Here is a 20,707-nt window from a genome sequence, read left to right on the forward strand (position 1 = left end):
GCAGGGAGGGTGCGAGGATTTTCAGCGTGGAACTATATCTCAGGGTTCGCCAGGCCTGCGCGGCGGGCATGAGCCAGCGTCAGGCGGCGAAGGCCTTCAACATCTCCCGTGATACGGTTGCGAAGATGATGACGTTCTCGGTGCCGCCGGGCTACCGGCGGACGGCCGAGGTCAGGCGGCCGAAGCTTGATCCTTTCGTCCCGATCATCGAGGGCTGGCTTGAGGCGGATCGCTCCATGCCACGCAAGCAGCGGCACACCGCGAAGCGGGTGTTCGACCGGCTGCGTGACGAATGCGAGTTCACCGGCGGCTACACGATCATCAAGGATTACATCCGGGAGCGGGAACGGCGGGGCCAGGAAGTGTTCGTGCCGCTGGCGCATCCTCCGGGCCATGCGCAGGCCGACTTCGGCGAGGCGATGGTCAGGATTGGCGGTGTCGAGCAAAAGGCGCATTTCTTCGTGCTGGACCTGCCGCATAGCGACGCCTGTTACGTCCGCGCCTATCCGGCGGCTGTGGCCGAGGCTTGGGTGGATGGCCATATCCACGCCTTTGCCTTCTTTGGGGCGGTCCCCCAGTCGATTGTCTATGACAATGACAGATGCCTGGTGGCGAAGATCCTGCCCGATGGCACCCGTAAGCGGGCCGTCCTGTTCAGCGGCTTTCTGTCGCATTACCTGATCCGGGACCGCTACGGCCGTCCTGGCAAAGGGAACGACAAGGGGAATGTCGAAGGGTTGGTGGGCTATTGCCGCCGCAACTTCATGGTGCCGCTCCCCGAGTTCCCGACGTGGGAGGCGTTCAACCTTTGGCTGGAAGAGCAATGCCGCAAGCGCCAGCAGGATGTCCTGCGCGGCGAAAGCGAAACAATCGGCGAGCGGTTGCAACGCGATCTGGCAGAGATGCGATCCTTGCCTGCGTCACCCTTTGACGCCTGCGACCAAGACACCGGCCGCGTCTCGTCCCAGTGTCTGGTGCGCTACAAGACCAACGACTACTCGGTGCCGGTTGCTTATGGTCATCAGGATGTCTGGATCCGGGCTTATGTCCACGACGTGGTGATCGGCTGTCGGGGCGAGGTCATTGCCCACCATCCCCGGTGCTGGGACCGCGAAGAATTCATCTTCGATCCGATCCACTACCTGCCGCTGCTGGAGCAAAAGATCAACGCACTCGACCAGGCCGCGCCGTTGCACGGCTGGGAGCTTCCCGAGGAATTCGCCACGTTGCGCCGTCTGATGGAAGCCCGCATGAACCGGCATGGCCGACGCGAATACGTCCAGGTCCTGCGGTTGCTGGAAACTTTCGACCTGGCTGATCTGCATGCCGCGGTGAAGCAGGCGCTTCAGATGGGCGCGATTGGCTTTGACGCCGTAAAGCACCTGCTGCTTTGTCGTGTAGAACGCCGTCCGGCCCGACTGGACCTGGACTGCTATCCCTATCTGCCCAAGGCCACGGTCGAGAAGACCAAGGCCGGTTCCTACATGCGGCTGTTGTCAGGCAATGCGGAGGACGCGGCATGAACGATGTCCCGGAAATCCTGCTCGCCCATCACCTCAAGGCGCTGAAGCTGCCGACGTTTCTGCGGGAACATCAGAAGCTGGCCCGGCAATGCGCGGCCGAAGGCATGGACCATGTCCGATACCTCGCCCGGCTTGTTGAGCTGGAGTTGATCGACCGGGAGCGGAGGATGGTCGAACGCCGCATCAAGGCCGCCAAATTCCCCACTGTCAAAAGCCTCGACAGCTTCGACTTCAGCGCCATACCGAAGCTCAACAAGATGCAGGTGCTGGAACTGGCGCGGTGTGAATGGATCGACCATCGCGAGAACGTCATTGCCCTCGGCCCAAGTGGCACGGGCAAGACGCACATTGCCCTTGGCCTCGGACTGGCAGCTTGCCAAAAGGGGCTCTCTGTTGGCTTCACCACCGCCGCGAGCCTGGTCAGTGAGATGATGGAGGCCCGCGACGAGCGCCGCCTGCTTCGCGTTCAGAAGCAAATGGCCGGTTACAAGCTGCTCATCATCGACGAGCTGGGCTTCGTGCCGCTGTCCAAGACCGGTGCCGAATTGCTGTTCGAACTGATCTCGCAACGCTACGAGCGCGGCTCGACCCTGATCACCAGCAATCTGCCCTTTGATGAATGGACCGAGACCTTCGGCTCCGAGCGCCTCACCGGCGCACTGCTCGACCGGCTGACACACCACGTCAGCATCCTCGAGATGAACGGCGAGAGCTATCGCCTCGCCAACAGCACTGCCCGAAAGCGGCAACAAAAGTCCTGAGATCAGATCGCTCGTTTTGGCCCAAAGAGGCCAATGCGCCATGGCACGCGCTAGCTATTGGTAAGCGCGCGCGCCATGGCGCCGGCCACCGCCACCTGACCTGGTCTTACGCCGCCGCGTGGCCGGATTTTACGCCGCCGTTGACACATATCGGGCCAGTGCCTCCTTCAGGGCCTCGACGCAAAAGCTCGCGTCCATGGAGTTCGACAGCCGCCAGCCGAGCATCTTGCGGCTGTGCCAGTCCATGATGGCCACCAGGTAAAGAACCCCTCCGGCGCATGGGGATGTAGCTGATGTCGGGGCGACCTGCCCTGATTGGGGCGGCTGATGGCCAGGTTCTTGAGCAGATATGTGTAAATCTTGTGCTCTGGATGCTTCTGGCTGGTCCTGGGCTCCTGGTAGATCGGCACCAGACGCATCAGCTTCATCAGCCGGCGGACCCGATGGCGCCCGCACCGATGCCCTTCCCGTTGCATATGACGGGCCATTTGCCGCGAGCCATACCACGGCGTCTCGAGGAACTGCCGGTCGATGATGGCCATGAACTTCAGGTTCTCGGCGCTTTCGCCGCGCGGCTGACAGTCAAAGGCCGGAGCGCGCCAGCGACAGCAGGCTGCATTGCCGCCGCACGCTGAGATCGGGATGATCCTGCTTCACCGCTTTTTGCCTCCAGTGCCGAGAATGAGGCTGGAGGCTGCGGACAAAAAATCCCGTTCCACCACCAGCTGGCCGATCTTGGCATGCAGCGTCTCGACCTCACCCGCAGAAATCGCCGGTTCAGCGGCGTTCTTGCCGTCAAAGGCCGAGGCCATGTTCAGGGTCGCGGTCCTCTTCCAGCCCGTGATCATCGTCGGATGGATGTCGTATTTCTTGGCCAACTTGGCCGTCGTCAGGTCCTCGCGGATGGCCTCCAACGCCACCTTCGCCTTGAACTCGGCCCCATAGCGCTTGCGTTTCGTCATGCGGATCAGTCCTTCGTCAATCGCCAAAGCTCAGCAACTGGTCCGAATTCCTGCGACCACGTCTGACAGCGGCAATGTCGATGTGGAAGAACCCTATAGGGTAGCGTTTGAACCTCGACCGCTTCGGCTTCAGTGAAGACGGTGGACCGCGGCTCCATCGGCCCGGTTTTCAGATCTTTGGCCGTTGCGCGCTTACGCCACTTCGCAACGGTCTGGGGTTGATGCCCAGCCCTCGGTTCAGCTGCGCGAGCGAAGCTTGCAATCGCTGTATTGCTGCTCAGACAGCATGCGTGGTCGTGGCGCTGCCATGACGAATTTGTCCCATAGAGCATCCTTCCATTCCAAAGAAAGGATCCCACCATCAAACCGTGGGATCAAACATCAGCTTTACTATAAAATTGGTAATCACCTCTGCTCGGTTCCGGCGCAGACATTGAAACCGCAAGCCTGGCCACTGATCCATCATGAACGGCACGTAAGGCAAGTAGTAACTAACGATATCCCCGATAGCGGACATCTTTGGCAAACTACACGCATGCGGCAGCGGGGCATTTCGATTTGGCACCAATGGGTCCGCTGTCACGCCCAGTTCTCCACCACCGAGAATAGCGATGAAGTCCCGCATCACGGATCCGATTGTTGCTTCGGCATCCGACCGCGCCATAGACGACGAGTTGATCTCATGAAAGCAGAGCGTTTCAGGCTGGCCGTTTAGAGGAATCACCAAGGATGAAGATCCGCAGTTTCCGGTGCCAAGGCCAAAACAATCCCTCTGCCCGTCTTTGCAAGCTCCGATGCTCGCGTTTGCTTAGGTTCATCAGCTGTATCATGACAGTTTTACTCCCCTCGCGCGCTCAAGATTCCTGCTAGACAGGAGGTCTGCCAGTGAGGCGATTATCTTCTAGAGCCGCCTGGATTGGGCCTCTCGGGGTCTGGTGTTATCGCTTCTGCACGCGTCAATGAGCTATGCGTTCCTGCGGAAGCGGAAAGTTCTGGCCCGATCCTACTGCAGATGTTTCGGACATCGTCGAGCAGGGGTCTGCAGGTAAGTGACGTTGGCTCCGGTCAGACGGCGACGTCAAGGGACATCGGAGATGGACCGGGAGCCCGTCACAGCACCGAGGTCATGCCGCCATCGGCATAGATGATCTGGCCGGACACATAGCTTGAAGCATCTGACGCCAGATAGATCACCGTGCCGGCCAGTTCCCTGGGCAGACCCCAGCGGCGCATAGGCGTGCGTCCCTTGACCCAGGCGTCGAAGTCGGGGTTGTCCAGCAAGGCCTTGTTCATCTCCGTGACCATATAGCCCGGTCCGATGGCATTGGCCTGGATGCCCTTTTCGCCCCATTCGGCGGCCATCGCCTTGGTCAGCATCACGATGCCGCCCTTGGCGGCCGTATAGGGGGCGATCGTGGCGCGGGCCATGTGCGAGTTGACCGAGCCGATGTTGATGATCTTGCCCCGCCCGCGCACGGCCATGCGTCGGGCGGCCTCTCGCCCGATGACAAAGGCCGAAGTCAGGTTGATGTCGATCACCCGCCGCCAGTCGGCGCTGTCCAGTTCCAGCATGGGGCGGCGGAACTGGATGCCTGCGTTATTGACCAGAATGTCCACGTCAACGCCTTCGGCATCCAGCCGCTGGAAGGCCGCAACGACGGCGTCTTCGTCGGCTACGTCAAAGGCAAGCGTCAGCACGTCATGTCCTTGGGAGCGCATTTCAGTGGCGGCTGCTTCCAGCCGGTCATTGTCCTGGCCGTTCAGGATGACGCGCGCGCCTGCCCCGGCCAATCCTTCCGCGAAGGCCCGGCCCAGCCCACGGGACGAGCCGGTAACAAGCGCCGTCCTGCCCGTCAGGTCAAACAGCGAAATGGACATCTTCGGGTCTCCTTGGACGGCTGGTCGGACAGGGGCTCCTGCCGCATCAGTGGTTATGACGGGGCAGGGTCGCGCTGATGCGGCGGAAGTCGTCGGCGCCGCGGATGGTCGCGCCGTCGGCAAGCTGCGTCACCGTTTCGCGATAGATCTGCTGCCAGGGCGTGGCCGAGGGCGGGACGGGCGGCAGCCCCTCGGCCTGGCGGCGGGCGATCTCGGCATCGTCCACCATCATGTCGCACCGCCCGTGGTTCAGGTCGATGCGGATGCGGTCGCCCGTGCGCAGGAAGGCCAGCCCGCCCCCCGCCGCGCTTTCCGGCGAGGCATTCAGGATCGAGGGGCTGTCCGCCGTCCCCGACTGCCGCCCGTCGCCAAGGGTGGGCAGGCTGCGGATGCCGCGCCGGATCAGGCGGTCGGGCGGCTGCATGTTCACCACCTCGGCCGCGCCGGGCCAGCCAATCGGCCCCGCCCCCCGGATCACCAGGATCGAGTTCTCGTCGATGGGCAGGTCCGGGTCGTTGATGCGGTCGTGGTAATCGGCCGATCCGTCGAAGACGAAGGCCGTGCCCTCGAACACGCCCTCGTGGCCCGGCTGGCACAGGTAGCGGGCGCGGAAATCCTCGGAGATCACGCTGGTCTTCATGATTGCGAAGTCGAACAGGTTGCCCTTCAGCACCAGGAAGCCCGCGCGGTCCATCAGCGGCGCGTCGAAGGGGCGGATCACCTCTCGGTCGGTGGCCTCGCGGCCCACAAGGTTTTGGGCCATGGTCTTGCCGGTCACGGTCGGGCAGTCGCCCTCCAGCAGCCCTGCCCCCATCAGTTCCCACATGATCGCGGGCACCCCGCCCGCGCGGTGGAAGCGTTCGCCCAGATAGGCCCCGGCGGGCTGGACATTGGCCAGCAGCGGCACGTCATAGCCATGCGTCTGCCAGTCGGATGGATCAAGCGCAACGCCCGCGTGCCTGGCCATCGCCATCAGGTGCGGCTGCGCGTTGGTGGACCCGCCGATGGCCGAATTGACGCGGATCGCGTTCAGGAAGGCCCCGCGCGTCAGGATGTCCGAGGGCCGGATATCCTCGTTCACCAGTTCAACCGCACGCCTGCCTGTGCGATAGGCGATCTGGCCCCGTTCGCGATAGGCGGCGGGGATGGCGGCGCAGCCGGTCAGCGACATGCCAAGCGCCTCGGCAATGGCGTTCATCGTGGAGGCGGTGCCCATCGTGTTGCAATGTCCGATGGAGGGCGCGCTGTCCAAGGCGGTCTGCAGGAACTCGTCGCGGGTGATCTCGCCCGCCGCGTATTTGCGGCGGGACTGCCAGATCACGGTACCCGACCCGGCCAGCTTTCCCTCGTGCCAGCCGTCCAGCATGGGCCCGCCCGACAGAACGATGGCCGGAATATCGACTGTTGCCGCCGCCATGATGGCGGACGGCGTGGTCTTGTCGCAGCCCGTGGTCAGCACGACCCCGTCGAAGGGATAGCCGTAAAGCAGTTCCACCAGGCCCAGATAGGCCAGGTTGCGGTCCAGCGCCGCCGTGGGTCGCTTGCAATTCTCGAACAGCGGATGGCTGGGAAACTCGATGGGGATGCCGCCCGCGTCGCGGATGCCGTCGCGCACCCGGCGGGCCAGATCCAGGTGGTGCCGGTTGCAGGGGTTCAGGTCGCTGCCCGACTGGGCGATGCCGATGATGGGTCGGCCCGACCGCAATTCTTCGGGCGTGGTGCCATAGTTCATGAACCGTTCAAGATAAAGCGCGGTCATGTCGGCATGGTCGGGATTATCGAACCAGTCCTGCGAACGCAGGCGGCGGGGCGGGTTGTCAGGTGCGGTCATCGGTCGTCCTTGCTTCGGGATGCGCGGCGTTCATCGCTTCAAGATGAAGCAGCAGCCCGCTGTGGTCTGTGTCGCCATGGCCCGAGGCCACGAAGTCGCTGAAACCCGCCCGCACCGCTTCGGTCAGCGGCAGGGTCAGCCCCGCGCTTGCCGCCAGATCCGCGACGGCGTTCAGATCCTTCAACTGGAACCGGGAAGACCCGCCGGGTTCAAAGTCGCGGGCGATCATCCGGGCGCCGTGCAGTTCCAGGATGCGGCTTTCGGCGAAACCGCCGCGGATTGCCTCGCGGAACTTGGCGCGGTCCGCCCCGCCCGAGGAGACAAGCATCATCGCCTCGGCCACGGCGCCGATGGTGATTGCGACGATCTGCTGGTTTGCCAGCTTGCAGACCTGCCCTGCCCCGGCAGGCCCGACATGGGTCAACCGGCCCAGCACGGCCATGATCCCGGCAATCCGGGCGATCACCGCGGCCTCGCCCCCGGCCATCAGCGCAAGCGTGCCGTTCTCTGCCCCCGCGACGCCTCCGGAAACGGGACAGTCGATTGCATGAATACCCTTGAGGGCAAGGGTTTGTGCATGATCGCGGGCCAGTGCGGGCGTGATCGAGGAGGTGTCGATCAGCACCGTGTCTTCGCGCATGGCATCGGCGGCGCCGCGCGAAAACAGCACCTCGGCCACCGCCGGTCCGTCCGCCAGCATGGTGAACACGATTTCTGCACCGGCCACGGCCCGCGCGGGATCAGGGGCAGGAACCGCGCCCGCTTCAGCCAGCGTCTGCGCCTTTTCAGGCGTGCGGTTCCAGACTGTGACGTGGTGGCCCGCCGCCAGCAGCCGCCGAACCATCGGGGCGCCCATCAGCCCGGTGCCCAGGAACGCGATCCGGGTCATGCCGTGCCGCCCAGTTCATCCTCGATATGCGCGCGGATGATGTCATCGAAGCTGTCTTCCGAAACAAAGCCCAGGTGGCGTGCGCGCGTTGCCTCGAAACCCGGGGCCCAGCCTTCGCACATCCGGGTGATGGCCGCATCGGGTTCCCGGCGGATCAGCCGGGCCGCGCCTTCGCCCGCCACCCGGCGCAGGGCCTCGATCTGCTCGCCCACGGTCGCGCTGACGCCCGGCATGGACAGGTTGCGTCTTGGCCCGACGGCAGACAGATCCATTGTGGCCGCGTGGATCATGAAGCCCACCGCCGAACGCGGTGAGGTGTGCCAGTGCCGGACGCTGTCGGGCACCGGCAGGACGGCCTCTTGCCCGACCAGGGGTTCGCGCAGGATGCTGGAAAAGAACCCCGACGCCGCCTTGTTCGGCTTGCCGGGGCGGATGCAGATCGTGGGCAGACGGATGCCGATCCCGTCAAAGAACCCGCGCCGGGTGTAATCGGCCAGCAGCAATTCGCTGATCGCCTTTTGCGTGCCATAGCTTGTTAGCGGCGTCGTGTGGAAATCGTCCGGGATCGGATAGGGCAGCGGCGCCCCCATCACCGCAATGGACGAAGCGAATACCACGCGCGGGAAATAGCCGTCGGCGTCATGGGCAAGGCGGATCGCCTCGAACAGGTCGCGGGTCGAATCAAGATTGATCCGATAGCCCTTCTCGAAATCCGCCTCGGCCTCGCCTGACACAATGGCGGCGAAATGGAAGATCACGTCGGGCCGTGACTGGATCAGTTGCGCGGCGGTGCCGGGTGCCGACAGGTCAGCGGCGACCAGCCGAAGCTGGCCCCCGAACCCTTGGGGGGCATCGGGCGTGACCACATCGACCAGGGTCATTGCCTCAAGCGGCCTTCCCCCCAATTCCCCCATTTGCACCAGCCGTTCGGTCAGCTTTCGCCCCAGCATCCCGGCGGCCCCGATGGTCAGGATATGCATTTGCGCGCTCCTCCCTAGATCCCGGTAGAAATTCGGATGATTTAGATTAGTATGATTGTCTGATGACCTGCAAACATAAATATCCTCAAGGCGCGGCGATGAACGATCCACATGGACGGCCCGGCATGACAGCCGAAAGCCCCACCGATTTCCAAGGCCAGTCCCATGCGGACACGCTGACCCGGATGCTTGGACCCGACATGGTCCTGTCCGGGGATGCCGTCCTGCCCTATTGCCGCGACTGGCATGGCGATGTGCAAAGCAGCGCACTTGCGGTCCTGCGCCCGCGCGACACCGCAGAGGTCCAGGCCTGCGTTCGCGCCGCCGTGGCCCTGGATCTGCAGATCGTTCCGCAGGGCGGCAATACCGGCCTGGTGCTGGGGGCCGTCCCCGACAGCCCCGCAAGGCAGGTGGTCATCACCCTTGAACGCATGGCCCGCATCCGCAGCCTGGACGCCGAGAACTTTTCGGCGGTGATCGAGGCAGGCGCGGTTCTGGAACAGGTCAAGGATGCCGTGGCGGGGGCGGGCCTGTATTTCCCGCTGACCCTGGGGGCGCAGGGCAGTTGCCAGATCGGCGGCAATGTCTCGACCAATGCGGGCGGGGTGAACGTCCTGCGCTATGGCATGACGCGCGACCTTGTTCTGGGGCTGGAGGTGGTGCTGCCTGACGGCGAGCTGTTCGAGGGACTGTCGCAACTGCGCAAGGACAACAGCGGCCTCGACCTCAAGCAGTTGTTCATCGGCGCGGAAGGCACGCTGGGCATCATCACTGCCGTGTCGGTCAAGCTGCTGCCCGCGCCCGACCAGGTGGCGACCGCCGTGGTGGCCCTGTCCCGGTTGGAGGATGTGATCGAGCTGTACCGCCGCGCGCGCCGGGATTGCTGCGACCTGATGTCGGCCTTCGAGTTCATGCCGCCCTTGGCCATCGACCTGGCAAAGGAAGCGATGCCGGATCTGCCGATCCCGCTGGAGGCCACCTATCCCGCCTATGCCCTGATCGAGATCGCAGGCTCGGGCCTGGTCGATATCGGCGACCTGATGCACCGCTTTCTGGAGGCTGCGTTCGAATCCGGCCTTGCCGTCGACGGGGTTGTTGCCCAGTCGCAGGCGCAGGCCAGGAACCTTTGGGCGATCCGCGAAGGCATGAACCTGGGGCAGGCCCAGCGTGGCCGGCACCTGCGGACCGATGTGTCGGTGCCGCTGTCGCGTCTGGCCGATTTCGTGGCCGAGGCCGAAGCCGCGATCACGGCGCGGATGCCGGGCTGCATCTGCGTGTCCTATGGCCATGTGGGCGACGGCAACGTGCACCTGAACGTGCTGCCGGACTTTGCCCAAGACCCGGCCAGCGTCGACGCCCAGATCCTGATGGCAAAGAAGATCGTGAACGAGGTTCTGGATCGATACAACGGCTCGATCAGCGCGGAACACGGCATCGGTCGGTTGAAAAAGGCTGATTTCGACGACCGTTTGCCTGCGGTAAGGCGTCAGCTTCTTGCCCGGGTCAAGACTGCGCTGGATCCGAAGATGACGATGAACCCCGGCTGCCAGGTCAATCTGTCCTGACCCGGACAAGGGCAGACACCATAGGAGTTGGATGATGAACGGCGATTTTACCCAGATCATGCGCACGGAACATTTGCCGACCCGCATCGCGACTCAGTTCTCGCGGCAGATCCAGAAAGGCGCGCTGAAGCCGGGCGACAGGCTGCCCACGGAACTTGCCTTGTCGAAAAGCTTCGGCGTCAGCCGCACCGTCATCCGCGAAGCCATCGCGCAGCTGCGCAACGAAGGCATGATCGAGACGCGTCAGGGCGTAGGCGCCTTCGTGACCGAGCGTCCGACCCGCCACATCCGCCTGGACGACGGAGGCGAGATGGACAAGCACGCCTTCCGCGACCTGTTCCAGTTACGCGTGCCGCTTGAAATCGAGGCTGCGGGCCTTGCCGCGAGTTATCACCGAACCGAACATCTGCAGCAGATGGACCAGGCCCTGGCCCGCATAACCGCCACTGGCGAACGTGCGAACGACGGGATCATTGCCGATCTGGATTTTCACCGGACTATCGCAGTGGCGACTGGCAACGATTATTTCGTCCAGTTCCTTGGCGCCATATCGGATCGGATCATGCAGACCATCGTCGCATCGCGCGAACGGCTGCAACTGGACGAAATCGTGGCAATCGTCAGTCACGAGCATCGTGCTCTGCGCGATGCCATCGCCGCACGCGATCCCCTGCGCGCACGCGAGGCGATGAGGGAACATATGCGCAATTCGGCAGACCGCGTGGCCCTGAAGCTGGAGGTCTATGCCTGAGGGCAAAGGGCGGCGGCGCGAAATTTCCGTGGACAAGACGGTTTCCTCCTCGTTATGGTCCGATCATACGGTTGTCTGACATCGACAGCCCGGTGCTGGAGGGCGCCGACCGGAGGGGGAGAAAACAGGTGGCTTTGCAACAGGCCGTGAACGCATCCATGCTTTTGCCGGATGACGCGGATCGTGCGACCTTGCTGGCGCGCGTCTGGTCCAACCGTCAGGGCGGGCCCTGCCCCGCCCTGCTGCGCAACGGCCGGGTTTTCGATCTGTCGGGTGTATCGGCCACGATGTCGGGCCTTCTGGAACGGCCTGATCTGAAAGCGGGTATAGCCGTCGACGGCCTGCCCGATCTTGGGGCGATGGACGACTTTCTGGACGGGACGGCGGGCCGCCTGCTGGCGCCGGTCGACCTGCAGGCCGTCAAAGCCGCGGGCGTCACCTTTGCCGACAGCATGCTTGAACGCGTGATCGAGGAGCAAGCCCGCGGCGACAGCGCCCGCGCCCAGGATGTGCGTGCCCGCCTGACCCCGGTGATCGGGGACAGCCTGCGCGGCGTCAAGGCGGGGTCCCACAAGGCAGCGCAGGTCAAGTCGCTGCTGCAGGAAATGGGCCTGTGGTCCCAATACCTGGAGGTGGGCATCGGCCCGGATGCCGAGATCTTCACCAAGGCCCAGCCCATGTCGGCGGTCGGATGCGGCGACAAGGTCGGCATCCACCCCATCTCGGAATGGAACAACCCCGAACCCGAGGTCGTGCTGGTGGTGCGGTCCGACGGCGCGATCCTGGGCGCCACGCTGGGCAATGACGTCAACCTGCGCGATGTCGAGGGGCGTTCCGCCCTGCTGCTGGGCAAGGCCAAGGACAACAACGCATCCTGCGCGATCGGCCCATTCATCCGCCTGTTTGACGACGCGTTTACCCCCGATGACTTGGCCCGGATCCGCGTCTCGCTGCGGGTCGAGGGCGAGGACGGCTTCGTGATGACCGGCGAAAGCCCGATGGAGGCGATCAGCCGCAGCCCCCAGGATTTGGTGTGCCAGCTTCTGAACCGCTCGCATCAGTATCCCGACGGGGCGGTGCTGTTTCTGGGCACCATGTTCGCCCCGGTCAAGGACCGCCGCGGCGCGGGCCAGGGCTTTACCCACGAGGTGGGCGACCGGGTCGAGATCGCATCCCCCCACCTGGGCCGGCTGATCAACTGGGTGGACCGCACCGACCGGTGCCCCCCATGGGATTTCGGCGTCGGCGCGCTGATGCGCAATCTGGTCGGGCGCGGCCTTGGCGAAAGGATCTGACATGGCGCGCGCGGTGCATCTGTTCTTCCGGTTCCTCGACATCCTTCTGGCGCTGCTGCTGGCCACGATGGCGATCATGGTCTTTGTCAACGTCGTGATGCGCTATACCATGAACTCGGGCATCGCCGTGTCAGACGAACTGTCGCGCTTTGCCTTTGTCTGGCTGACCTTTATCGGCGCGGTCGTGGCCCATTACCACCACCAGCACATGGGAATGGAAACCTTGGTGGCCCGCTTCGGCCGCCGGGGCCGGACCGTGCTGATGGGCCTGTCCGACCTGCTGATCCTGGGCTGCGCAGGCGTGCTGACCGTGGGCACCTGGAAGCAGCTTCCCATCAATGCCAGCATGAGCGCGCCGGTCACGGGCCTGTCGATGGCCTGGGTTTATGGCATCGGCCTGTTCGCCGGCATCGGCATCATCGTCATCACGGCCGAGCGGCTGTTCCGCCTGCTGACCGGCAGGGTGACGGATGCCGAGATTGCCGCCTTTGGCGGCGACCATGACGATACCCTGCCGGAGGGCAGCACCCGGGGACACATGGAATGACGCTGCTGATCTTCATCGTCTCGCTGCTGGGGGCCATGGCCATCGGCGCGCCGGTCGCCTTCGCGCTGATCTTCTGCGGCGTCGTGCTCATGTCCTACATGGGCATGTTCAACACCCAGATCATCGCCCAGAACATGCTGATCGGGGCGGATACCTTTACGCTGCTGGCGATCCCGTTCTTCATCCTCGCGGGCGAGTTGATGAACGCGGGCGGGCTGTCCAAGCGGATCATCGACTTTGCCATCACCTGCGTGGGCCATATCCGTGGCGGCCTGGGCCTTGTGGCGATCATCGCGGCGGTCATCATGGCCTCGATCTCGGGCTCGGCTGCTGCGGACACGGCAGCCCTGGCGGCCATCCTGATCCCGATGATGGCGCGGGCGGGCTATAACGTGCCCAGGTCTGCCGGGCTGATCGCGGCGGGTGGTGTCATTGCGCCCGTGATCCCGCCCTCAATGGCCTTCATCATCTTTGGCGTGGCGGCCAACGTCTCGATCTCCAAGCTGTTCATGGCGGGCATCGTACCGGGCATCCTGATGGGTGTCTCGCTGGCCGTGACCTGGATGATCGTGGCCCGCAACGACCGCGTGGATACCCTGCCCCGCGCAAGCTGGGCCGACCGGGGGCGGGCCTCGGGCCGGGCGGCTTGGGCGCTCGGGATGCCGGTCATCATCCTGGGCGGCATCAAGCTGGGCGTCGTTACCCCGACCGAAGCCGCCGTGATCGCGGCCTTCTATGCCCTGTTCGTCGGCATGTTTGTCTATCGCGAACTGAAGCTGGCCGACTTGCCCAAGGTGCTGATCGCGGCCGGGCGAATCACGGCGGCGATCATGTTCCTGGTCTGCGCAGCCCTGGTGTCGGCCTGGCTGATCACCGCCGCCAACATTCCGGCCGAAATCACCGGCTATATCGAGCCGCTGATCGAGAACCCGAAACTGCTGATGCTGGCCGTCATGATCCTGATCCTGATCGTCGGCACGGCCCTGGACCTGACGCCCACGATCCTGATCCTGACGCCGGTGCTGATGCCCATCATCGCCAAGGCGGGCATCGACCCGATCTATTTCGGCGTCATGTTCATCATGAACTGCTGCATCGGGCTGCTGACGCCGCCGGTGGGCGTCGTGCTGAACGTCGTCAGCGGCGTCGGACGCGTGCCACTGGGCAAGGTGATCATCGGGGTCTGGCCGTTCCTGATCGCGCAAATCCTGGTGCTGCTGCTTCTGGTGGCATTCCCCAGCATCGTGATCGTTCCGGCAAACTGGTTCTACTGAACGCATACAAACGAAACGGGAGGAAATACCATGAAACACACCATCCTGACGGCCGCCCTTTGCGCCGCCACCGCACTGACCGCCGCCGGCCCTGCCCTGGCCCAGTTCCAGGAGCGCACGTTCCGGGTGTCCAACGGCATCAACGAAGACCACCCGGTCAACAATGGGATGCAAGCGATGCAGGCCTGCCTGGACGAAAAGACCGGCGGCAAGATGAAGATGCAGGGCTTCTGGGGCGGCGCGCTTGGCGGCGATCTTCAGGCCACGCAGGCGCTTCGCAGCGGCCTGCAAGAGGCGGTCGTCACCTCGTCCTCGCCTCTGGTGGGAATGGTGCCTGCGCTTGGCGTCTTCGACCTGCCCTTCCTGTTCCGCACCCCGGAAGAGGCCTATGCCATCATGGACGGCGAGTTCGGCGACATGCTGAACCAGAAGCTGGACGAGGTAGGCCTGGTCAACCTCGCCTATTGGGAAAACGGCTTCCGCAACATGTCGAACTCTCAGCGGCCCATCACCAAGTGGGAAGATTTCGAGGGGATGAAGGTTCGCGTGATGCAGAACAACATCTTCCTCGACACCTTCTCGAACTTCGGGGCCAACGCCACACCTATGTCCTTTGGCGAGGTCTTCTCGGCGCTGGAAACCAAGGCGATCGACGCGCAGGAAAACCCCTACGTGACCATCGACACCTCGAAGTTCTACGAGGTGCAGGAATACATCAGCGAGACGAAGCACGCCTATACGCCGTTCCTGTTCCTGTTCTCGAAGGCGATCTTCAACACCTATTCGCCGGAAGAACAGCAGGCGCTGCGCGATTGTGCAATTGTCGGGCGCGATGTCGAACGCGAGGCCATCCAGAAGCTGAACCAGGAATCGCTGGCGAAGATGCAAGAGGCCGGCCTGAAGTTCAACACCATCTCTCCCGAGGATCAGGAGGAGATGCTGGAGAAATCCCAGGTCGTCTATGAAAAGCACAAGGACGCCATCGGCGCCGATGTCGTGGACCAGGTGCAGAAGGCCTTGGCGGAACTGCGCGGGTCGAACTGATCGCACCGCTTGACCTTGGCTCGCGGCGACACGAGTGCGCCGCGAGCATTTCATCAAAAAACTTTAAGGCGGGATAGTTGATGTCTGGCAATCTGGCCGGCGCGCTTTTGATGCTGCTGGGCATGGCGGCATTCGCGCTGAACGACACGATCGGCAAATGGCTGGTGGCCGATTACGGGGTCGCGCAGGTCATCCTGCTCCGCTCGCTTGCGGCGGGACTGATGATGGCGCCCTTTTTCTTGCGTGGCCAGGGCATCGCGGCGCGGTTCAAGGCCGCCCCCCGCCCACGTCTGCAAGCCGTGCGGGCAATCTGCGCCACGGCCGAGGTGTTCTGCTTCTATCTTGCCGTCTATTATATGCCCCTGGTCGATGTCATGGCCTTCTGGATGGCCGCACCCATCTATGTGGTTGCGGTCTCGCCCCTGCTGTTGGGAGAGCGCGTTTCGGCAAAGACCTGGACTGCGGTCGCAATGGGATTTGCAGGCGTGCTGATCTTGCTGGCCCCCTCGCTTCAGGTTTCCGGCCTGGGGGTTCTGTTCGCGCTTTTGGGCACGGCAGCCTTTGCCGCAATGGTCATCCTTGGCCGGTCCCTGCGCGAAACGCCCGACCGCGATCTGGTGCTGTTCCAGCTTGCGGCTGCGACAGTGGCTGGCCTGCTGCTGGCGCCGTTCGACTGGCAGCCACTCAGGTCATATGGAGATTTGGGTTTGCTGTTCCTGCTGGGGGTGGTTGCCACGGGGGCCCATATGCTGGTCACACGCTCGCTCAAGCTGGCCGATGCGTCGGTGGTGGCCCCCTTGCAATATTCCTTGCTGGTCTGGGGCGCGTTGCTTGGTTTTGTCGTGTTCAAGGATGTCCCCGCCCCCGGAATGATCGGGGGGGCAATATTGATCGTCGGTTCCGGCTTGATCGTGCTGCGCCGCGCTGACGAAAAGCCCCAGCCTGCTGGATCCGCCGTGCAATCCCCTGCCTCTGGTCAGCCTGAGGCCAAGGACAGAGCTGCCCCTGAGGGGGCAATGCATCTTCCCGGGTCCACAAGCCCGGCACGTGGGCTGGATTGTCAAAGCGCAGACGACCGGGGATCGACATAGAAGATATGATCGTCGATCAGCCGCACCCGCTTCATCTCTGGCGCCCAGGCAGGGGTGACGGCCGTGGTGTGATAATGATCCGCGCCCTTCAGTTCTGGCATCGGCCCTTCGACAAGGGCACGGGCGGCCAGGCGCACCGCTTTTCGCCAGGCCTCCATGTCGTCGATGGGTGCATAGTCATAGCGCGAGGTCAAAAAGCTGAACTGCGTCGGAACAAGATTGTCGCAAGCCGTGCCACCCCACCGCTGGGGCAGCGCCGCGCGCTGAAGGATCACAGAGGCGACGGCCCGCTGGCCCAGGTCGTCCTGATCTCGCGCCTCGTGATAGATGGCGACAGCAATGCAGGACAGGTCGCTGGCATTGCGCAACGATGCGGGCGGCAGGGGAATGGGCGCGCCCTTCAGGATCTGGACGGCCGTGGCGGGACGCGGATGCGGGCGCGCCGTCTCGACCTGGCTTGGGCGCGGCAAGGGAGCAGCGGCGGTCGTAAGTGCCAGTTGCGACGGCATGGATTTTACGGAGCTGGGCCGCGAGTGGACCGGCTGTCCATTCGTGAAAGCGTGGGGATCCGTACGTGTCGGAACCGAGGGTGATTGCACTGCCCCAAGAGGCGCCGGCTGCCGAACCCGGATCTCGTCCAGACGCGCGAAGACCAGGCTGCTCGAGTTCCAGGCAGCGACAAGAGCAAGGGCCGTGACAAGGACCTCTCGGACCATCGGGCTACTCCTTCGATCATGTCGGAAACAGTGTCGGGGTCAAAAGCGTTCCGAAAGGAAACGCGGCATGGCGGGTTAACGCCGATTGTGGATCGGGAATACCAGTAAGCTATAAACCGACAATCCTGTGCAGGCCTGAATGGTTCTTGAAACGGGATGCGCTTGGGTTCGGCGGCCAATTCCCAACACCATGCAATTTTTCGGGCTTCCCTGAATGGGATGCCCTTTGTATTGAAATGCATCGTTGCAGGAGCGCGCCATGGACATCAATTACAACGAGCTGTCACTCGAGCAGTTGAAAGAGATCAACAAGAAATCAGCAGCGGCCATTGCCGATTTCCAGAACCGCAAGAAGAAGGAAGCCATCGCGAAAGCCACCGAGATTGCAAAGGCCGCAGGGTTTTCCTCGCTGGAAGATATGCTGGCTGCTCAACCCGCCAGGCAGAAAGCCGAGGCGAAATACCGCCACCCGGAAAATCCCGATCTGACCTGGAGCGGCCGCGGGCGCAAGCCGGGATGGATTGTGGAAGCTTTGGAAGCAGGCAGGTCGCTTGACGATCTTGCGATCTGACAAACACCAGTAATCCCGTAGAACGGGGGTTATTTCTTCGACAGCCCCGCGAATCTGTCCGGTCAATGGTCTTTGCCACGCCTTTCGCTGCGGGAACCGGGCACTGGATAATCGTCTGCCCTTGCATGGGATCTTCTGGCGCGGCTGAAATCCTGGAACAACGATACACCCATTCTGGTGATGACCGCGTGCGACATTCTGGCGCAACGCGTGACCTTGTTGCGGAACGGTGCCGCGTTGCAGGAACTTGGCTATATGAGCTGATCTGGCCGAAGTCGACCCAGCGGGTAGGTGTTCCATCCCGGATGATCACATAGACCCTCGCCGGTCTTCCTTTTTCATGGCAAGGTGGATCCTGCGCGAGGTTCGGGAGGGGGTGGGAGGATGCTGATTTCTCTGCACAAGCAGGCGACCACGACGCCAAAGATCCGGGCCGCGATCCAGGCGAGCAGCGAACCGGCATGGCTGGTGGCAGAGCGCTACGGGATCTCCGAGCAGACGGTGTGGAAGTGGCGCAGCCGCGATGACGTCCACGACCGGAGCCACACGCCGCACCGCTTGCAAACGACCCTGACGCCTGCCCAGGAGGCCGTCGCGGTGGCGCTGCGAAGGGCGCTTCTCTTACCGCTCGACGACCTGCTCGCGGTCGTGCGCGAGTTCCTCAATCCGCACGTCTCGCGTTCGGGCCTCGACCGCTGCCTGCGTCGCCATGGGGTGGGAAACCTGCAGGCGTTGAAGCCCCGGGAGCCGAAGCCCGCGCACGGCAGCTTCAAGGCCTATGAGCCCGGTCACCTGCACATCGACATCAAGTATCTGCCGCAGATGGCCGACGAGGATCGCCGCCGCTATCTCTTCGTGGCCATCGACCGGGCGACCCGATGGGTCTTTGTGCGCATCTACCCGGCGCAGACCGCGGCCAACGCGCGTCGTTTCCTGCGCGACCTTGAGCGTGCCGCACCGATGAAGATCACCCGCATGCTGACGGACAACGGCAAGGCTTTCACCGACCGCCTGTTCGGCCTGCGCAAGCGCGCTGCCACCGGCCAGCACGAGTTCGACCTGCTCTGCGCCGAACTTGGCATCGAGCACCGCCTCGCGCCCCCGATGCACCCGCAGACCAACGGAATGGTCGAGCGCTTCAACGGCCGGATAGAGGATGTCCTGCAGAGCCATCGCTTCCACAGCGGCGAGGACCTGGAGCAGACCATCCTGCGATATGTCCACCTCTACAACACGCAGCTCCCGCAATCAGCCCTGAACGCCCGAACACCCATCGGCGCTCTCAAGGACTGGCAACGTCACAGACCCGAGCTGTTCAGGAAACGCGTCTACAATCTCGCGGGATGTGACAGGTAGGGAACAAGGCGCAGAACGGCTTTATGCCGCTATACGCGATCACGACACAGCCAATCTTGGCCGGAATACAGACCAGGACAGAGCTTTACGACACCATCGGTTATTCCGAGATCGAGAGCCTCGACAACTCGATCAGCGCCAGCGTTCTTCCCAGTCAGGAACCGATCCGCAAGGATAATTCTCGACATTCAAACAGAAGACTCTCGATGGCCGAAAAGCTCACGGCTGCGCGGCTTCTGAATCTGCGGGAACGTCATTTGACGACTGCTGGGGCGGCCGGTGCCGCCCCTTTGGCAATGTCGGATCAAAGCCGGTCCGACCGGAGCCGTGAACGGTTTTTGCAGGACAAGTCCGTCGGAGTCCCGTCTGGACGGCCAGTAAGCAAGAGACTCGTCCATGAACCCGGCCGCGGATCACTCCGCGGCCGGGTTTCTGTCACTCGCCTGCCTGGGCGGATCTTCTGTTCCAGCGAATCGAGGACCACAGCGAGACGCCGATCAGCGCCGCGCCGCCCAGGCCGGTGATGACCTCGGGGATATGGACAAAGGATTGCAGGAACATGATCACCGACAGCGCAATGATTGCGTAGAAGGCGCCGTGTTCCAGATAGCGATACTGGGCCAGAGTCCCCTTCTCAACCAGCATGATGGTCATGGATCGCACATACATGGCCCCAATGCCCAACCCGATGGCGATGATGAACAGGTTCTGGGTCAGCGCGAAGGCCCCGATCACGCCGTCAAAGCTGAAGGACGCATCCAGAACCTCTAGATACAGAAAGGCTCCCAGACCGCCCTTGGCGCCCGCGACCAGGGTTTCCTGGGTGCTGTCCAGAAGCCCGCCCAGCACCTCGACCAGCAGAAAGGTCAGCAGGCCCCAGATGGCGGACTTGAAGAAGACCTCGGATTCGACCGGGTCCAGAAAACTCGAGAAGACGAGAATGAGCGACAGCACCAGGGCGACCTCGATGCCGCGGATCGTGGCATATTTCTGCATCTTGGCTTCCAGCCAGCGAACCCAGTGAACGTCCTTCTCGTGGTCGAAGAAGAAGGACAGGCCCACCATCATCAGGAAGGTGCCGCCAAAGGCCGCGATGGGCAGATGGGCGTCATGCATGATGCGGGCGTATTCCTCGGGCTGTGCGGCGGCCAGCACGATGGCCTCCCACGGGCCGATCCGGGCGGCCACCACCACGATCAGAAGCGGAAAGACGATCCGCATCCCGAAGACGGCGATCAGGATGCCCCAAGTCAGAAAGCGGCGCTGCCAGACAGGCGTCATCTCCTTCAGCTTGTTGGCATTGACGATCGCGTTGTCGAAGGACAACGAGATCTCGAGCACCGCCAGGACGGTGCAGATGAAGAAGATCGTCAGCATTCCGCCAAAGGTGCCGGTCATCTGCCAGCCCAGATAGGCGCCAAGCATCAGGCCGATGGCCGTGACGATAAAGGCCCAGGTGAAATAGCGAAGGAGCGGCCGCGCGGCCGCGCCATCAGAAGGCATTCCGTGTTCCATAAGAATAAAGGTCCAAGCGGCTGGTTCAGGGTCAGTGCCGACATCGCGAATGTGCCGCCACATCCGCCAGAGGGGCCCGGTCACCCAGTCTGCATCTGCGGTTCGCAGATGCGGACCCCTTACGTCACTTTGCCAGATTTCAGAAGTGGTTTTTGAGG

17 protein-coding genes and 2 pseudogenes are annotated in these 20,707 nt (G+C 63.2%); 11 read left to right on the top strand and 8 right to left on the bottom strand.

The genetic code is table 11. The features are described 5' to 3' along the window. Nucleotides 1-26 precede the first annotated feature (26 nt). Together istA and istB are read left to right on the top strand one after the other, a co-directional pair. Nucleotides 27-1,523, top strand: coding sequence for an IS21 family transposase (gene istA, locus LZ585_RS08650; RefSeq protein WP_449301138.1), 1,497 nt, complete (start codon nucleotides 27-29; stop codon nucleotides 1,521-1,523). Further along, nucleotides 1,520-2,284 carry an IS21-like element helper ATPase IstB gene (gene istB / locus LZ585_RS08655; RefSeq protein WP_234853208.1) on the top strand — a complete coding sequence of 255 codons (765 nt, stop codon included), beginning with the start codon at nucleotides 1,520-1,522 and terminating at the stop codon, nucleotides 2,282-2,284. Before istA ends, istB begins: the two co-directional genes overlap by 4 nt. A 147-nt stretch (nucleotides 2,285-2,431) precedes the next feature. Here the strand turns inward: istB and LZ585_RS08660 are convergent. The 6 genes and pseudogenes from LZ585_RS08660 to denD form a co-directional block, all read right to left on the bottom strand. Beyond that, nucleotides 2,432-3,246, bottom strand: a pseudogene (locus LZ585_RS08660) (IS3 family transposase); the annotation flags it as partial. Between the two features lie 61 nt (nucleotides 3,247-3,307). Beyond that, nucleotides 3,308-3,517 (bottom strand): annotated as a pseudogene (locus LZ585_RS08665) (IS481 family transposase); the annotation flags it as partial. A gap of 839 nt (nucleotides 3,518-4,356) precedes the next feature. Continuing rightward, nucleotides 4,357-5,124 carry an SDR family oxidoreductase gene (locus tag LZ585_RS08670; protein WP_234853209.1) on the bottom strand — a complete coding sequence of 256 codons (768 nt, stop codon included), beginning with the start codon at nucleotides 5,122-5,124 and terminating at the stop codon, nucleotides 4,357-4,359. A 46-nt stretch (nucleotides 5,125-5,170) separates the two neighbouring features. Next, nucleotides 5,171-6,955, bottom strand: a complete 1,785-nt coding sequence (locus LZ585_RS08675; protein ID WP_234853210.1) for an IlvD/Edd family dehydratase — start codon at nucleotides 6,953-6,955, stop codon at nucleotides 5,171-5,173. After that, entirely contained in the window at nucleotides 6,942-7,844 is a 903-nt protein-coding gene (locus tag LZ585_RS08680; protein WP_234853211.1) for an NAD(P)-dependent oxidoreductase, read from the bottom strand. Before LZ585_RS08680 ends, LZ585_RS08675 begins: the two co-directional genes overlap by 14 nt. Continuing rightward, on the bottom strand, nucleotides 7,841-8,824 hold the full coding sequence (gene denD / locus LZ585_RS08685; protein ID WP_234853212.1) for a D-erythronate dehydrogenase: 984 nt from the start codon (nucleotides 8,822-8,824) through the stop codon (nucleotides 7,841-7,843). The genes LZ585_RS08680 and denD overlap by 4 nt, the downstream gene beginning before the upstream one ends. A gap of 98 nt (nucleotides 8,825-8,922) precedes the next feature. Here denD and LZ585_RS08690 point away from each other — a divergent pair, with 98 nt between their 5' ends. The 7 genes from LZ585_RS08690 (at nucleotide 8,923) to LZ585_RS08720 (ending at nucleotide 16,391) form a co-directional block, all read left to right on the top strand. Beyond that, nucleotides 8,923-10,389 (top strand): FAD-binding oxidoreductase, encoded by a 1,467-nt coding sequence (locus tag LZ585_RS08690; protein ID WP_234853213.1) that lies wholly within the window; start codon nucleotides 8,923-8,925, stop codon nucleotides 10,387-10,389. A gap of 31 nt (nucleotides 10,390-10,420) precedes the next feature. Beyond that, nucleotides 10,421-11,140: a FadR/GntR family transcriptional regulator gene (locus LZ585_RS08695; protein WP_234853214.1), complete on the top strand. Its 720-nt coding sequence runs from the start codon at nucleotides 10,421-10,423 to the stop codon at nucleotides 11,138-11,140. 128 nt (nucleotides 11,141-11,268) lie between these two features. Next, on the top strand, nucleotides 11,269-12,435 hold the full coding sequence (locus tag LZ585_RS08700; RefSeq protein WP_234853215.1) for a fumarylacetoacetate hydrolase family protein: 1,167 nt from the start codon (nucleotides 11,269-11,271) through the stop codon (nucleotides 12,433-12,435). A 1-nt stretch (nucleotide 12,436) separates the two neighbouring features. Continuing rightward, on the top strand, nucleotides 12,437-12,982 hold the full coding sequence (locus LZ585_RS08705; RefSeq protein ID WP_234853216.1) for a TRAP transporter small permease: 546 nt from the start codon (nucleotides 12,437-12,439) through the stop codon (nucleotides 12,980-12,982). Continuing rightward, nucleotides 12,979-14,256 (top strand): TRAP transporter large permease, encoded by a 1,278-nt coding sequence (locus LZ585_RS08710; RefSeq protein ID WP_234853217.1) that lies wholly within the window; start codon nucleotides 12,979-12,981, stop codon nucleotides 14,254-14,256. Before LZ585_RS08705 ends, LZ585_RS08710 begins: the two co-directional genes overlap by 4 nt. Before the next feature lie 30 nt (nucleotides 14,257-14,286). Then, nucleotides 14,287-15,300: a TRAP transporter substrate-binding protein gene (locus LZ585_RS08715; protein ID WP_234853218.1), complete on the top strand. Its 1,014-nt coding sequence runs from the start codon at nucleotides 14,287-14,289 to the stop codon at nucleotides 15,298-15,300. An 80-nt stretch (nucleotides 15,301-15,380) separates the two neighbouring features. Then, nucleotides 15,381-16,391, top strand: coding sequence for a DMT family transporter (locus LZ585_RS08720; RefSeq protein ID WP_234853219.1), 1,011 nt, complete (start codon nucleotides 15,381-15,383; stop codon nucleotides 16,389-16,391). On the opposite strand, the gene LZ585_RS08725 is transcribed toward LZ585_RS08720, so the two are convergent. Further along, nucleotides 16,361-16,900: a cell wall hydrolase gene (locus LZ585_RS08725; RefSeq protein WP_234853220.1), complete on the bottom strand. Its 540-nt coding sequence runs from the start codon at nucleotides 16,898-16,900 to the stop codon at nucleotides 16,361-16,363. The two genes, LZ585_RS08720 and LZ585_RS08725, sit on opposite strands and share 31 nt — an antisense overlap. A gap of 466 nt (nucleotides 16,901-17,366) precedes the next feature. Between LZ585_RS08725 and LZ585_RS08730 the strand changes: the two genes are divergently transcribed. Both LZ585_RS08730 and LZ585_RS08735 read left to right on the top strand, forming a co-directional pair. Further along, nucleotides 17,367-17,678: an H-NS histone family protein gene (locus LZ585_RS08730; RefSeq protein WP_234853221.1), complete on the top strand. Its 312-nt coding sequence runs from the start codon at nucleotides 17,367-17,369 to the stop codon at nucleotides 17,676-17,678. Nucleotides 17,679-18,062: 384 nt separating this feature from the next. After that, complete coding sequence (locus LZ585_RS08735; protein ID WP_234853222.1) at nucleotides 18,063-19,034, top strand: IS481 family transposase; 972 nt, start codon at nucleotides 18,063-18,065, stop codon at nucleotides 19,032-19,034. 435 nt (nucleotides 19,035-19,469) lie between these two features. Here the strand turns inward: LZ585_RS08735 and LZ585_RS08740 are convergent, their stop codons facing one another. Further along, nucleotides 19,470-20,537, bottom strand: a complete 1,068-nt coding sequence (locus LZ585_RS08740) for a DUF475 domain-containing protein (RefSeq protein ID WP_234853223.1) — start codon at nucleotides 20,535-20,537, stop codon at nucleotides 19,470-19,472. Nucleotides 20,538-20,707 lie beyond the last annotated feature (170 nt).

It is taken from the genome of Paracoccus everestensis, assembly GCF_021491915.1.
Lineage (GTDB): Bacteria > Pseudomonadota > Alphaproteobacteria > Rhodobacterales > Rhodobacteraceae > Paracoccus > Paracoccus everestensis.